Annotated in this window: 14 protein-coding genes and 1 tRNA gene; 6 read left to right on the forward strand and 9 right to left on the reverse strand. The window is 62.5% G+C overall.

Translation table 11 applies throughout. The annotated features are described in order from the left end of the window. The first annotated feature begins 2 nt into the window (after positions 1–2). The 6 genes from NKH91_RS28340 (at position 3) to NKH91_RS28365 (ending at position 6,063) form a co-directional block, all read left to right on the forward strand. Positions 3–419 (forward strand): lysozyme inhibitor LprI family protein, encoded by a 417-nt coding sequence (locus tag NKH91_RS28340; RefSeq protein ID WP_352717238.1) that lies wholly within the window; start codon positions 3–5, stop codon positions 417–419. 15 nt (positions 420–434) lie between these two features. Next, positions 435–2,312, forward strand: a complete 1,878-nt coding sequence (locus tag NKH91_RS28345; RefSeq protein WP_352845466.1) for a M60 family metallopeptidase — start codon at positions 435–437, stop codon at positions 2,310–2,312. Between the two features lie 148 nt (positions 2,313–2,460). Next, positions 2,461–2,898, forward strand: coding sequence for a hypothetical protein (locus tag NKH91_RS28350; protein WP_352481358.1), 438 nt, complete (start codon positions 2,461–2,463; stop codon positions 2,896–2,898). Between the two features lie 88 nt (positions 2,899–2,986). Further along, positions 2,987–3,358, forward strand: coding sequence for a DUF4087 domain-containing protein (locus NKH91_RS28355; RefSeq protein ID WP_352495429.1), 372 nt, complete (start codon positions 2,987–2,989; stop codon positions 3,356–3,358). 213 nt (positions 3,359–3,571) lie between these two features. Further along, positions 3,572–4,915 (forward strand): HdeD family acid-resistance protein, encoded by a 1,344-nt coding sequence (locus NKH91_RS28360; RefSeq protein ID WP_352548655.1) that lies wholly within the window; start codon positions 3,572–3,574, stop codon positions 4,913–4,915. Next, positions 4,915–6,063: an MFS transporter gene (locus NKH91_RS28365; RefSeq protein ID WP_352951025.1), complete on the forward strand. Its 1,149-nt coding sequence runs from the start codon at positions 4,915–4,917 to the stop codon at positions 6,061–6,063. Before NKH91_RS28360 ends, NKH91_RS28365 begins: the two co-directional genes overlap by 1 nt. 272 nt (positions 6,064–6,335) lie before the next feature. Here the strand turns inward: NKH91_RS28365 and NKH91_RS28370 are convergent. The 9 genes from NKH91_RS28370 to NKH91_RS28410 all read right to left on the reverse strand — a co-directional run bounded on the left by NKH91_RS28370 (position 6,336) and on the right by NKH91_RS28410 (position 14,963). Then, positions 6,336–6,420, reverse strand: a tRNA-Leu gene (locus NKH91_RS28370). A 73-nt stretch (positions 6,421–6,493) separates the two neighbouring features. Beyond that, a complete protein-coding gene (locus NKH91_RS28375; RefSeq protein ID WP_352845473.1) occupies positions 6,494–7,114 on the reverse strand; it encodes a 2,3-bisphosphoglycerate-dependent phosphoglycerate mutase in 621 nt (206 codons plus the stop codon). 24 nt (positions 7,115–7,138) lie between these two features. After that, the gene (gene dapB / locus NKH91_RS28380) at positions 7,139–7,963 is read right to left on the reverse strand and encodes a 4-hydroxy-tetrahydrodipicolinate reductase (RefSeq protein WP_352789161.1); all 825 of its coding nucleotides are present in this window, start codon (positions 7,961–7,963) and stop codon (positions 7,139–7,141) included. A gap of 5 nt (positions 7,964–7,968) precedes the next feature. Further along, positions 7,969–9,810 (reverse strand): ABC transporter ATP-binding protein, encoded by a 1,842-nt coding sequence (locus tag NKH91_RS28385; protein ID WP_352885421.1) that lies wholly within the window; start codon positions 9,808–9,810, stop codon positions 7,969–7,971. A gap of 119 nt (positions 9,811–9,929) precedes the next feature. Next, entirely contained in the window at positions 9,930–10,955 is a 1,026-nt protein-coding gene (locus tag NKH91_RS28390) for a glucokinase (RefSeq protein ID WP_023718823.1), read from the reverse strand. Positions 10,956–11,076: 121 nt separating this feature from the next. After that, complete coding sequence (mepA, locus tag NKH91_RS28395) at positions 11,077–12,168, reverse strand: penicillin-insensitive murein endopeptidase (RefSeq protein WP_352845477.1); 1,092 nt, start codon at positions 12,166–12,168, stop codon at positions 11,077–11,079. Between the two features lie 56 nt (positions 12,169–12,224). Beyond that, entirely contained in the window at positions 12,225–13,133 is a 909-nt protein-coding gene (locus tag NKH91_RS28400; protein ID WP_352495433.1) for an SDR family oxidoreductase, read from the reverse strand. Further along, a complete protein-coding gene (gene queG / locus NKH91_RS28405) occupies positions 13,130–14,290 on the reverse strand; it encodes a tRNA epoxyqueuosine(34) reductase QueG (protein ID WP_352495434.1) in 1,161 nt (386 codons plus the stop codon). The genes NKH91_RS28400 and queG overlap by 4 nt, the downstream gene beginning before the upstream one ends. Continuing rightward, entirely contained in the window at positions 14,271–14,963 is a 693-nt protein-coding gene (locus NKH91_RS28410) for a glutathione S-transferase family protein (protein ID WP_023678968.1), read from the reverse strand. Before NKH91_RS28410 ends, queG begins: the two co-directional genes overlap by 20 nt. Positions 14,964–15,065: the final 102 nt, after the last annotated feature.

A 15,065-nucleotide genomic window follows, 5' to 3' on the forward strand; every position in this document is an offset into this window, starting at 1 on the left:
CGATGAAAACCGCAATTCTGACTGCTGCCATGGTTCTGGCCATGCCGACGTTCACCTTTGCCCAGGACAAGTGCTACGCCGCCGCCAAGGATCAGGCCTCGCTGAATGCGTGCGCCGATGCGGCGTTCAAGAAATCCGACAAGAAGCTCAATGAGCTTTACAAGCAGATCGAAGCCCGCCTGAAGGACGATGCGGATACCAGGAAGCTTCTTGTCCAAGCTCAACGGGATTGGGACAAATTTCGCGACGCCGAGTGCAGTTTCCAGACTTCAGGAGCGGCCGGAGGAAGCGTAATGCCGATGCTCACCGCGCAGTGCATGGACAGCCTGGCGCAATCCCGGGTCAAAGCCTTCGAGGGTTACCTGAAATGCGGCAAGCAGGGCGATCCGATGAGTTGTCCCGTTCCGGCCGCGAATTGACACGACGGTGTCGGGATGAAGAACTTCATAGCATCTGCAGTGCACTTGATAGCTGGGCTGTTGCTGGCGGCAGTTGTTACGGTCGCAAGTGCCGCTGAGATCCCCGAAGGGGACTATTACATCGTCGCGAAGCATTCCTACAAAGCGCTCACTGCCTTTGAAGGCAGGCATGGCGAGATCGTGCTTGGTCAGTCCGCTCGCAAACCCAAGGATGGTCCCGCGCAGCTGTGGACCATCACCAGGGCGACCCGGGAAACGAACGGCGCAACCTATCAGATCCGGTCTCGACGATACGGAACGTATCTTGCTGGGGGCGACGAAGACGAAAACGGGAATACGAGTGTCGTCCTCAAGGACGAGCAGTCCGCTGAGGGGCAGGCATGGCGCTTCAAGCCGCATCTGAACAGCTATGGCATCGAGCTGGATGACAGCGGCACGACGCTCAACGTCAGGGCCAATGAACGTGCGGACGACGCTCAGATCATCGTCTATGACGCCAGCCTGGACGATAACGCCCAGTGGTTGCTTTATCCGGCCGGCAATGGCGACCGACCGGCAGCGGCGTCGGCAGCGGTGTCGGAATTCGACAATCTGAACGAGCGCTATCGCCTCGCTCCGATGCCTGCAGCCACACCCGAGGCCAATAGGCTGAGACGCACGAAGCTGATGGACGATCAGCCAAGCGGTGTGTTCGTGAGAAAGGGAGAGGCAGTATCGGTTACGGCCGAAGGCCTGCCGCCTTCCCCCGACGGCTTGATGATCATGATCGGCCCGATGAACAGCTTCTATGACGAAAGACCCCAGGATGACCCGCAATTGGTCATTGCCAAGGAAGGGCGCACCGACTTCACGGCGAAGCGCGACGGGCTGATCCATTTCCGCTACGCCTACAGCGGCTTCAGTGCGGCTCTGCCTCCGATCGACGTGGCAATCGTGCGCGGCGGCAGTTCGACCCCCCTCTACGTCAAGGGAAAAACAAGCTTCGAAGACTGGCGTAAAATGCTCACCGACATGCCCGGTGCGCCATTCGTCGAGATGATAAGCGAGCGTGTTGCCATTACCGCGACCCGCAAAGTCTATATGAGGGCGCCTCAGGGCGACCCTGCGGAAATTCTCGACACCCTCGAGCAAATTCTAGGCTGGTACGATGCACTATCCGGTCTCGACGGTTCCTCCAAACTTCATCGGGCATCCCGTTTGCGCATGCACTATCAGCAGGACACGGTGACACCGGCGAAGGTCTTCGACGACGGCATATACATGTACGCAGGCAACTATTTTATGGGTGTCCCCGGCAGCAACATGGGTGATTTGCTGGACGTGAATAAGCTGCGACAAGCGTGGTCGATCTGGCATGAAACCGGCCATATGTACCAGCAGGAGGATTGGACCTGGGGCGAGATCGTAGAAACTACGGTCAATATCTATTCCCTCAATGCCCAGGCACATTTTGGCCATCCGTCCCGTTTGAAAGAGCGCGATGACTCTACCGGCAAGACGCCGCTGGATCTGGCGGCGCGATATCTGGCGCGGAAGACGCGCGATTTCGACAATGAAAAACAAATGCGTGCCAGCGCGGATGACGACGATGAGCTTTGGGTGCGGCTGGTCATGTTCGATCAATTGCGCCGGGGTCTCGGCGAGGACTTCTATCCGAAGCTTCACCGATATTACCGCGAGCATCCACTGGACGATGCCAATAAGCAGGATGCGGTCAAGGTACAAACCTTTATCCTGCGTGCCAGTACGGTCGCAAATCAGGACCTGACCCGGTTCTTTTCCGATTGGGGGCTGCACATAGAACAGGAAACCGCCGACAGATTGAAGCGTTTGAATCTGCCTCCAGCAGATCCTCAACTGTCGCGCGTTGGTCTGAATGTTGTTTCACGGTGAAGCCGGCGGCGAGCGTGATGCCGGAGCCAGACACGAAAGGATGCGGGGGTATCGGCATTGCGTGAGGGGCTAAAGGAGGTGGATTGTGAAACGCTATAGATCACTGCCCGCAGTAACGATTGCAGCATCTGCGCTGTTGGCATGTGCTGTGCCAGCGACAGCCCAGGGCGACCTCGGCTTCGACGTCAACGTCACGCTGTCCAAAAAAGCAGCCGCCAAGCTCGCGACTGAAAAGGAAGGGATCGTTGTCCTCGCCTCCTATTACGGTGACCCGAAGCGGAGTGCCGAGAAGCACGCCAACGAAGTCGGCCAGATCGATCTCACGCCGCAGGACGAAGAGGTCGAGATAGCGGGCACAGCGGGCCACGCCCACATCGGCGGCACAAAGGTCGACACGAAGCGTCTCGACTGGCTTGCCGGCCCTCCCGAGGTCAACGTCAACGTTGCATCCGCACGCAAGAGCAGTCCGGACAATCTGCTCAGCTGCGATTTCATCGACGGTCCACTAAGCGATGTCCAAAGGAAGCCTGTGACGCTTCATTGCGGATTGATCGAAGAAAATGTGGACACGAAGTTGAGGCCATAAGGCCTACAAAATCATGCCGCCTCGTTACCTGCGTCAACGCAGATTATCGGCGGCATGACCTGCTTTACTTAAGGAGGTAAAGGTTCTCATGCGCCCATTATTCGCTACCTGTTTCTGCCTGGCCATCATGTCCTTGCCTGCCGCCGCCTACGCCGAGCGCCGTTGTGGCTGGTACTCCAGCCCGACACCCGGCAACCTCGTCCTGACCGACAGTGACGGGGATTGGTGGATCCAGATGCAGGGGCGACCGGATCCCAAAGGCATCGACAATGTGCCGGCCTTTGACGAGCGGCAATTCGTCGAGACCAATGTGCCTGGTTCCGGCCACGGCTACGGATGCGCGTGCATGACCGTCGTAACCAACGCCAAGCAGCAAAAGATCACCAGAATAATCTCGGGCGAAATCCTTCCGCTCGTGCGCTGTCGCAACGACAGATCGCTGCCTAACCCGGACGGATAGTCATGACCAGGAACCGGCGACAGTCAGGAAACGGCGCCTCTCCTCCAATCGCTTCTGGATCGAAGGGACGGACCGGCGATGCTTCCGTAATTAAACATCTGATGGGTTCAGCTTGTGGAACCGATCGAAGACGGGACCGCGGAGAAGCCGCGGCCAATATTCGGAAACGTCAACCAGATGGCGCCGTAGCGCCACAAGTTACCGAAAAGCATCATGATCCGGCTGGTCTTTCTTTTTCTTGGGGCGCGTGCGCTGAAACCCATCTGGCAGCTCCTGACTGCGGCAGGCGTCATCTGGATGCTTGTCGGGGTTGCCATCCTGTTCGATCTGAGCGATGGCGCGCTCTCCGTCGCGCTGGATACGCTCGCCATATTCCTGGTAGTCGAGGGACTGGTCGAGATTGCCGCGGCCATATCCGTCGGACTTCGCCAGCATTGGATTGATACGCTGCGTGGCATCGCATTTCTGTTCGCGGCGTTTCTGGTCTTCGACGTCCCCTGGGACAACAATATCGGCGCGGCAATCGTGTTCGGCACTGCCTTCCTGGTTGACGGGCTCTTTCGGATCGGCTCCGCTTTGGTGATCCACAACCCACGCTGGCGGGTGGGGATTATCGCCGGCCTGATCGAGATCAGCCTGGCCATCGGCATCTTGATGTCCTGGCCGGTCCCGCACCAGCTGACAGTTCCATTTTGCTTTGCGCTCCTTCTGCTGACATCCGGCTATGCACTTGTGCGGATGGCCCTGCCATTACGGCAATTGCCGGAAGGCGGCTCGATCACCTCCCTGCCGCTTTATGCGGCCCGAAACTGGCAGGGTCGCGTGGCCCGCCCGGTCATTCCCGCAAACGGCGATGTCTGGGCCAAGGCGGACGAGGTCCTCAATGTCTATGTCTGGACGGCTGTCGGTTCGATAAAGGACCCGGAGCGCAGGATTCTAATCGACCGGTATGTCGCGGCAGTCGACAAGAAAGGCGTGATCTCAACGGGCCATTCCGCGCTGGAAATGCCACCGGACCTTTACATCAGCCACTATCCGTTCGACGACATCGACCACAGCCCTGACGACTTCCGGGCCATTCTCTCGGCGGGACATGAGAATGATGTAGCTGGGCGGTTCAACGAGTCCCTTGCACAGGAATCGGCCGACTGGTGTGAGCCGGACCAGAAGGTGACGTTCCACAGGTTCAATCCGCAAGCCCTGAGGATATTCTGGGAAGCATATTCTCAGGACAAGACCTACAATCTCACGGCCCGCAACTGCTCGACAACCGTTATCCAGGCACTCGATGCGGCTCTGGAGGGCGCATCGTACAACGGCCATGTTTGGCGGGATCTCTTCAAGATCATCAGCAACCCGCAATTCTGGTTGTTGCGGCTCGTGCGCGGCCGGGCTGAGGCCTTGACGTGGACCCCTGGGCTCGTTCTGGACTATACGCGCCTCCTGCGCAGCGTTGTTGAGCACAGCGACCGGCGCTGGAGAAGCAAGCTCTCCGACGCGTTCAGCACTGGCCGCAAGCTCGCCCATGTGGCCGAGCGCGACGGGGCGCCTGCATGATGAGCGGGCTTGTGCGCACGTCAGCGGTCGTCATCCTGACCGCCGCAATCTTCGGGCTGACCTATGGCCTCAGCGCACCGCTGATTGCACTTGAGCTGGCGGAAGCGGGCTATTCCGAAAGCCTTATTGGGGCGAACAGTGCCATGTACGCCATCGGTGTACTTCTGGCGGCCCCCTACCTGCCCCGCCTTGCACAGCAGCTTGGATTTGTGCGGCTGGCGAAGGGAGCTCTAATAGCATCGGGCGGGTTGTTCGTCTTTTTTCCCTTGGCACCGTTTCTTTGGGTCTGGTTTCCCTTGCGTGCGGCTCTCGGAGCGGCGTCAGAGACGCTGTTTGTCGTTTCCGAAACGTGGCTCAACCAGCTTGCCGGTGAGAGAAACCGGGGACGAATGATAGCAATCTATATGACCGCTCTTTCCTGCGGCACCGCAATTGGCCCTGCCATCCTGGTCCTGGTCGGACGTGAGGAGTCTCTTGCTTTCATTGTCGGCGCTGCAATAGCACTTGTCGCTTGCGTGGTCCTGATCGTAGGTAGGCCCGATGCAGCCAAGCCAGCGCGCGAGGATATCGGCAATCCGTTTCGGTACCTCAAACTAGCGCCAGTGGCGGTTGCTTCCTCAGTCTTGAACGCCGCATTGGAAGCGGCCGGTCTCAGCCTATTGCCGCTCTATGCCATCCGCCTTGGATGGCCGGAGCATTCAGCGACGCTCCTGTTAACCGTGCTCCTTATCGGCTCGATCCTGCTGCAATTGCCCATCGGCTGGCTCGGTGACCGAATGGATCGCCGGTGGCTGCTGATTGCCCTTGCGGCAATATCGGCGCTTGGGGCGCTTGCATCGCCCTTGGCCTTCTTGCACCCGTGGTTTTCCTATTCCCTGCTTTTCCTGTGGGGAGGTGCCTTCGTCGGCATCTATACGACTACGGTCGCCATGCTCGGCGAGGCTTACAAGGACGCAGAATTGCTCAGCATCTATGCGTTGCTCTCCATCGCCTGGGGTATCGGCGCGCTCCTGGGGCCGCTCATCGCCGGCATGGCGATGGAAAGTTCACCGCATGGTCTGCCCGTCTTCGCTGCGATCACCTGTGGCGGATTCATGTTGTTTGTCGGCTCGCGGGAGGAGATATGGAAACGAGGCAGGGTGGTATGACGATTGCGGCATCTGTATTGTTGGCGGGTGCCGTGCCGGCAACGGCCCAGCCGACATGAGCTTCGACGTTAACGTCACGCTTTCCAAAAAAGGCAGCTGCCGAGCTCGCGGCTGAAAAGGAGGGGATCGTTGTCGTCGCAAGCTCTCGAGCGAAAATCCTGGTGCGCTGTCGACGCGTACAGCCTAGGACATCCGGCCAAGAAAAAGGCCCGGCAAAACCGGGGCTTTTTCTTGGGGTTTCTGAACCTTATCAAAAGTTCGAAACGGGAATTTGGTGCCCAGAAGAGGACTCGAACCTCCACTCCTTGCGGAACACGGACCTGAACCGTGCGCGTCTACCAATTCCGCCATCTGGGCTGGTGCGCGCTCATTAAGCGGGCAAAGGATGAGTGTCAACGCGCTTTTTTGAAAGCCGCGTTCCTTCTCCGGCTCAGTGCTCCAGCACTTCCTTCGACGCTACCGTGGAATCGGCGTTGAGCGTGTAGATGATCGGCACACCGGTGCCGAGCTCGAGCTTGACGATCTCCTCGCCCGACTTGCCGTCCAGCGCCATGATCAGCGCGCGCAGCGAATTGCCGTGCGCCGCCACCAGCACGGTACCGCCGCGCAGCACATGCGGCTGCAGATCGTGCAGGTAATAGGGCCAGACGCGTGCGCCGGTGTCTTTCAGGCTTTCACCGCCGGGCGGCGGCACGTCGTAGGAGCGGCGCCAGATATGCACCTGGTCCTCGCCCCATTTTTTGCGCGCATCATCCTTGTTGAGGCCGGAGAGATCGCCATAGTCGCGCTCGTTCAGCGCCTGGTCGCGAATGGTCTCGAGGTCGCTCTGGCCGACGGCGTCAAGAATATGCTGGCAGGTCTTCTGCGCCCGGATCAGCGACGACGTAAAGGCGATGTCGAATTTCATGCCGCGCGCCCTGAGCTTGGCGCCGGCCGCCTTGGCTTCGGTATGGCCTAGTTCGGTCAGGTCGACGTCGCGCCAGCCGGTAAAAAGGTTCTTCAGGTTCCATTCGCTCTGGCCGTGGCGCACGAGCACGAGAGTTCTCGACATATTTGCTCCTTCAAATTTTGTGGATCAGCTTGTCAGGCCGAGCACGTCCCGCATCGAATAGAGGCCCGGCTTGCGGCCGCGCGCCCACAGGGCTGCCTTGACTGCGCCGCGGGCAAAGATCGCCCGGTCCTCGGCATGGTGGGCGAGCGTGATGCGCTCGCCGGTACCGGCCAACACCACACTGTGGTCGCCGACCACCGAGCCGCCGCGCAAGCTGGCGAAACCGATCGAGCCTGCCTTGCGCACGCCGGTATGGCCGTCGCGCGACCGCACGCTGTTCCCGTCAAGGTCGATGCCGCGCCCATTAGCGGCGGCTTCGCCGAGCAGCAGCGCCGTTCCCGACGGCGCGTCGACCTTGTGCCGGTGATGCATTTCCAGGATCTCGATGTCGAAATCGTCGGCATCGAGCGCGCGCGCCGCCTGCTCCACCAGCACCGCCAGCAGATTGACGCCGAGGCTCATATTGCCTGACTTGACGATCGTCGCGTGCCGCGCCGCCGCCGCGATCTTCGCATTGTCCTCGGCCGAACAGCCGGTGGTGCCGATGATGTGGGCGATGCGCGCCTGCGCCGCGTAGCCGGCGAATTCGACGGTCGCCGCCGGGTTCGTGAAATCAAGCACGCCATCGGCCTTGGCGAAGGCCGGCAGCGGATCGTCGCCGATCGCCACGCCGAGCCGGCCGACGCCGGCCAGCTCGCCGGCATCCTTGCCGATATGGGGCGATCCGGCCGGCGCGATGGCGCCGGCGACGCGCGCGCCCGGTATGGTGTAGATGGCGCGGATCAGCGCCTGGCCCATGCGGCCGGCCGCGCCGACCACCACCAGGCCCATTTCACTCGCGGTCGGCATGTCACTCATGAATGTCTCCCGACCACCTTTTTCGCGCGGACATTTTGCGCCGCACTCTGGATTGGCTTGCCGTCATCGACAAGCCCCAGCCCTTTCCTGCCTTGCACCCGGTGGAACCGGGCATAGACGCTGTGCGGGTCGGCCATCAGCGAGGCGTGCGTGCCCTGTTCGACCAGCCGGCCCTGCTCCAGCACGATGATATGGTCGGCATTGACCACCGTCGACAGCCGGTGCGCGATGACAATGGTGGTGCGCCCTTGCATGACATGGGTCAGCGCCTGCTGGACGCGGGCCTCGGCCTCGTTGTCGAGCGCCGAGGTGGCTTCGTCGAGCAGCAGGATCGGCGCCGCAATCGATACGCGCTGGCGCTGGCCGCCCGACAGCGTCACGCCGTTCTCGCCGACGGGCGTGTCGTAGCCTTGCGGCTGCTGGCGAATGAAATCGTCGGCTGCGGCCTGTTGGGCGGCGCGTTCAATCTCGGCGTCGGTGGCGCTCAGACGTCCGTAGCGGATGTTGTCGCGGATGGTGCCTTCGAACAGATAAGGCTGCTGCGAAACATAGGCGATCGAGCCGCGCAGCGAATGCTTGGTGACCTTTGAAATGTCCTGGCCATCGATATCGATGCTGCCCGACTCGACGTCGTAGAAGCGCTGCAGCAGCGCAACCAGCGTCGTCTTGCCGGCGCCCGAAGCTCCGACGATGGCGGTCACCTTGCCGGCAGCGGCGACAAAGCTCAGATCCTGCAGGACCGGCGCCTCTTCGACATAGCGGAAGGACACATTGTTGAAGCGCACTTCGCCAGAGGTGAATTTCGCCTCGGCGGCTCCCGGCACGTCACCCTGCTGCGGCTCGAGGTCGAGAAGCTCGTAGATCATGCGCGCATTGACCAGCGACTTTTCCATGCCGACCTGCATACGCGCCAGCCGCCTGGCGGGGTCATAGGCAAGCAGCAGGGCGGTGATGAAGGCAAACACCGCGCCCGGCGGCTGGCCGCCGACAGTCGCCCGGTAGCCGGAATAGGCGATGACGCCGGCGACGGCGAAGCCGGCCAGCATTTCGGAGATCGGCGTCAGCCGTTCCGAGACGCGGGCGATCTTGTTTGCCCGCTGCTCGGCGCCGGCGACGAGGCCGCCGATGCGCCGCGACAGCTCGTCCTCCAGGGTGAAGGCCTTGACGATAGCGATGCCTTGCGTCGCTTCCTGCATGGCGCCGATCAGCCGCGAGTTGATCTGCACCGATTCGCGAGTGATGCGACGTACCCGGCGCATCAGATAGGTGACACTGTAAATTAAAGGCGGCCCGATCAGCAGCGACATCGCCGAGAGCACCGGGTCCTGCCAGATCATGACGCCGACCAGCGCGACAAGCGATACGGCATCGCGTGCCAGCGATGTCAGCGTCATCGACAGGAGATCGCGGATGCCGTTGACGTTCTCGTTGATCTGCGCGGCGAGCCGGCCCGAACGGGTGTCGTTGAAGAAACTGACGCCGAGCTTCATCAGGTGGTCGAAGATGCGGCGCTGATAGCGCGCCACCAGATTGTTGCCGATCTTGGCCAGCGTCACTGCCTGGCCGTAGCTGGCCAGCCCGCGCAGCATGAAGGCGGCCAGAATCGACACGCTGATCAGCGCGATAAGATCGCTGCGCTGCTTGTAGAAGATCTGGTCGATGACATCCTTCATGATCCAGGCGGTGAAGGCGGTCGTCGCCGCGATCGTCACCAGGCACAGCACGGCAAGAACATAGTACCAGCGGTAATCGCGGCTGTTCTCGGCGATGATGCGGCGGATCACCGCCACGATCTCGCCGGGCCGGACTTTCCCTTTGGTTGGTGCTGGAAGTGTCAAGTTGGAGCGCTTTGTGGTTTTGGTTCGGCCGGGCTGCAATTCGGCAACGTCTTAACGCCGCAATGACGGCTTGCCTATGGCCGAGAATGGCGAAACTTCGTCGCGGCGCAGCGTGTATCCTAGACCCGCCAGCGCCGCCCCGCCGTCTGCACGCCGAACAGCGACGGATTTCTGGCATAGGCGGCCAGCCCTAAAAGCGCCGCCAGCGGATGGGTGATGACATAGACCGGCATGCTGCGCATCAGGGCACTGTGCGGCGCCTTGTCCTCGAAGGCGGCGCGGAAATTGCCGGTCCGCAGCGCCGGCAGGATTTTTTGCGCGATGCCGCCGGTGAGAAACACGCCGCCGCGGCTCATGAACACCAGAGCGAGGTCACCGGCGGTGCGTCCCAGGCAGGTGACGAAGATCGACAGCGCCTCTTCGGCCACCGGATCGTTCTTTGCCAGCGCCGCGGCGGTGATCTCGGCGGGCGTGGTAAAGGGCGACGGCTTGCCGTCCGCCTTGGCCACCGCCCGGTAGGCATTGACCAGGCCGCGCCCGGACAGGATCTGTTCGCCGGAGATGCGGCCCTCGAGCTTCTCGATATGCGGAAACACCTGGAAATCGCGCGGCGAGCGCGGGCCGATATCCATATGGCCGCCCTCGCCGGGCACCGGTATCCAGTGATGCAGCGCATAGACCAGCCCGGCGACGCCGAGCCCGGTTCCCGGGCCGAGCACTACCCGCCCGGAATTCGGTTCCGGCGCGTCACCGCCGATCTTTTCCATATGCTCTTCGCCGAGCGCGACGACGGCCAGCGCCTGCGCCTCGAAGTCGTTGAGCACCACGACGTCGCTGAGACCGAGACTGGCGAACATCTGTCTCGGCTTGACGATCCATGGGCAATTGGTAAGCGGGATCTCGTCGCTTTCGACAGGACCGGCTACCGCCAGCACAGCTGAATTCGGCCGGACCGACGAGCGGTCGAGCACGGCCGACTGGATCGCCTCGTCGATCGTATTGAAGTTGGCGGTCTGGACGATCGTCGGCTCGCCGGCTTCGGAATTCGCGTCAAGCACGATCGAGAAGCGCGCATTGGTGCCGCCTATGTCGCCGATCAGAATCGGAAACCGCAACAGAGTGTCGTCGTCGCTTACGCCTGGCATGCTCTCGTCCGTTCCCGACGCGTATCGCCGTTCTCTCGTTGACTAGCGCATGACCGCAAAAAGGGAAATCGGTTTTCGAAGTGGAGATGCACGGATGCAGACAGCGAACACGCTGCCCGCATCAGTGCCCCGGTCGTGGCCGCGGCAGCGGAATGCGGATCTCGGGGGTCGCCACAAAGGCGTTCGCCGAGGCCGGAAGCGCTGCCGCGCCGGCTGCGACCGTCGGCGGCGGCGAAGGCTCTGCCGCGGGAGCGGGTACGGCCGCGATCGGCACGCCGTCGCCATAATAGGTGACTGCTTCCGCCGAGGCCGGAGCCGGCGCGTCGAGCACGAACTGGCATTGCCTGGGCAGGTTCGCCATCGTCATCACGTCGCGTGCCTTCGGCTTGTCCGGATTCTTGTTGGGGCGCCACGGCTCCTCGGTGAACCACCAGGCCAGCGCCTGGTCGCAGCCATCGCCTGGCGCCGTCGCTTCCTGCGCCTTGCAGTCGGGTGACCCAGGCTGGCAGCCGATACGAATGTGGAAGTGGTAATCGTGGCCCCAGAACGGCCTGACCTTGCGCAACCAGCTGCGGTCGCCTTTGACCGTGTCGCAGAGCTTCTTCTTGATCCCTGGATTGACCAGGATGCGCTCGACTTCGGGATAGCTCGCGGCGCGCCTCAACAGCCGCGTGTGCATCGGCGTCCACAGGCCATCCTTTACCAGATGGGTCTTTTCATCGACCATCAAGGTAGCGCTGATGTTTTCGCGCTCTTCGGTCGAAAGCTTGCGGTCGGGCATCGGCGTCAGCCAGATGTCGGCGTCGAGGCCGATCTGGTGCGAGGCATGGCCGGTAAGCATCGGTCCGCCGCGCGGTTGCGAGATGTCGCCGATCAGCAGGCCCGGCCAGCCGTCGGCTGCAGCATCGCGTGATAGTTTCTCGATTAGCGCGATCATTGCCGGATGGCCCCAACGGCGGTTGCGCGACGGTCGCATCACCTCCCAGTGCCGGCCGTCCATGGGCAGCGCGACGCCGCCGGAAAAACAGCCTTTGGAATAAAAGCCGATCGATTGCGCTGCTGCGAGTGCCGGCAGCTTTTTGGCGCCGAACAGCTCTTTTGCCCGTTGCTCGGCGCTCGCCGTTTGCGCGGCAAACGTTAGGCCGGCGACGGCCAGTGCTGCCGTCAGCAGCAGTGTTTTTCCCGGCAAGGCTCGCTTTAACGTCTTCCCCAAGCTGGACCCCTCCGCGATTTGAACCGCATCATACCACGCCCCGCGCAACGTATCGATCACGACCGTTTCATCGGACTGCGCGCCTCGCCGTCGCGCCAGTCGCCGCTCGCCCACATGGCGTCGAGAGCCGAGCGGTAGTCGGGGAAGCGAAAGCCATAGCCGGCCGCCTTGATCGCCGCGTTGGCGACACGCTTGTTCTCGCCATAGAAGGACCGCGCCATGGGCGAAAGTTGGGCGGTCTCGAACGGAATTTCGGGCGGCGGCTCGATGCCCATCAACCTGGCGGCATAGGCGACGACGTCCTGCGGCGGCGCCGGCAGGTCGTCGGTGACGTTGAAGATGCCGCCGCGATCGCCTTCGGCTAGATGCCAGAGAGCGCCGGCAATATCGTCGCAATGGATGCGGTTGAACACCTGGCCCGGCTTGACCAGTCGCCGGGCGGTGCCGTTTTCGAGATTGACCAGGGCGTTGCGGCCCGGCCCATAAATGCCGGAAAGCCGCAGGATCGCCACCGGCCGGTGGATGTCGTGGCCCAGTTGCAGCCAATCCTGCTCGGCTGCGACACGCATCACCGACCGCTTCGACAACGGCCGGCATTCGGCGGCCTCGTCCACCCAGTTGCCGCCATGGTCGCCATAGACGCCGACGGTGGAGAGATAGGCGATCCATTCGAGCTCCGGCATGTTGGCCACGATCACCTCGCGTGCCGCGCCCAGCACCGGGTCGCCGGCCTCGTCCGGCGCGACCGAGACGACGAGATGGGTTGTCTTCCCAAGCGCATCGCCGATTTCGGAAGTCAGCGTGCCATCGAAACGCAGCGGCACGATACCGGCTTGCCGCAGCGCCGCGAATTTTTCCAGCGACCGTGTTGTACCGAAGATCGTTGTGTCGGCATCCCTGTTGGCGCCGGCGAAGGCCCTGCCCGAATAACCGGCGCCGAAGATGAAAATCTGCTTTTTTGTCATGTATGGGCCTCGATCGGCTTTGGCAGGGCCAGAAGCCATTCGCCTCTTACCGCCTCGTCACCTTCTACTTGCAAAGCGGCTGCGGCACGTTCGGCAAATTCCTGACCCGGCACTAGCCGCGACAGCGCCCATACTGCGGCGCCGCGAACCAGCGGCGAGGCATCGTCGAGCAGCGCGCGGACGGCGCCGGCCAGCGACAAGTCCTGGGAATTGCCGGCCGCGATCAGCACGTTGCGGATAAAACGGTCGCGGCCGATGCGCTTGACCGGCGAGCCCGAAAAAAGCGCGCGGAAGGCAGCGTCGTTCAGGCAAAGCAGCTCGGCGAGCGGCGGTTCGCGCAAGTCCGCGCGGGCGGCAAGCTTAGCCTCGGAGGCAGCTTGGGCGAACTTGTTCCACGGACAGGCGGCCAGGCAGTCGTCGCAGCCATAGATGCGATTGCCGATCTTTTCCCGGAACTCATGTGGGATCGGTCCTTTGTTCTCGATGGTGAGGTATGAAATGCAGCGCCGCGCATCGAGCCGGTAAGGCGCCGGAAAGGCGTCCGTCGGGCAGGCGTCGAGACAGGCGCGGCAGGAGCCGCAATGATCGTCCTCAGGCGCGTCCGGCACCAGCTCGGCCGTCGTGAAGATGGTGCCGAGGAACAGCCAGGAACCATGGGCGCGGCTGACCAGGTTGGTGTGCTTGCCTTGCCAACCGAGGCCGGCCGCCTCGGCCAGCGGCTTTTCCATCACCGGCGCGGTGTCGACAAACACTTTGACGTCGCCGCCGGCGCGCGCAACAAGCTTGCCGGCGATCGCCTTCAGCCGGCCTTTCATGACGTCATGATAATCGCGGTTCTGCGCATAGGCGGAGATCGCGCCGCGATCGCGTTTTGCCAGGATGTCGCGCGGGTCGCGGTCGGGGCCGTAATTCATCGCCAGCACGATGATCGAGCGGACCTCTGGCCAGAGCGCCGCTGGTTTGCCTCGCCGCTCGAGCGTTTCGGCAATCCAGCCCATCGAGCCGTGAAAGCCGTCGGCAACGAATTCGGCCAGCCGTTCCGGCGCCCGCGGAATCGCATCGGGCGTTGTGACGGCGACGGCGTCAAAGCCGGCGTTCCGCGCCTCGCGGTCGATCAGCGCGCGCAGCTTTGCCGTATCAGAAATCGAGGTCCGCATAATGTGACACCGGCGACAGGCCACGCACCCGGTCGGACAGAAGCGGCCGGAACGAAGGCCGTGATTTCACCCTTGTATACCATTCGCGCGCGGCGCTGTGTTCGCGCCAGTCGATCTCGCCGAGATAGTCGAGCACCGACAGTGCCGCCGCCGCCGCGAGATCGGCATAGGTGACCTTGTTGCCGGCCAGCCAATGACGGGTGCCGGCCAGCCAGTTGGTGTATTTCATGTGCTGGCGGATATTGGCGCGGGCGGCGCGGATCGCCGCCGAATCGGGCGAGCCGCCGCCCGCTGTTTCCGGCATGACCGGCTTCAGAACGCGCTCGCGCACCAGATGCCGGGTAACCTCGCTTTCCGCCTTGTTGAGGTACCAGTCGGTCAGCCGGCGGATTTCGGCGCGCTCCATCGGATCCTCGGCGAATAGCCGCTTGTCGCGCTTGAGTACGCCGCGCGTCTCGTCGAGATATTCGGCAATGACCACTGCGCCGACGATCGGCACGTCGCCTTCGGCGAGCAGGATCGGCAGCGTGCCGGCCGGGTTCAGCGCCAGGAACTCCTTGCGCCGCGTCCACGGCTTCTCTTCGATCAGTGCCAGTTCCTCGCCATACTCGCCAAAGGCGAGGCGGACGAAGCGGCAGCTGGCGAACATCGGATGGTGGAAAAGCGTCAGCATGGTCCCGCGATAATAGAGCGCACTGGCAAATCGCCGGCTGCGCCGGTAAGTCTTGGCCGCCCGATTCAGGGGCTGTCAGGGTGCTGCGACCTATAGGGGGAG

It is taken from the genome of Mesorhizobium sp. M0894, assembly GCF_040319725.1.
GTDB lineage: Bacteria > Pseudomonadota > Alphaproteobacteria > Rhizobiales > Rhizobiaceae > Mesorhizobium.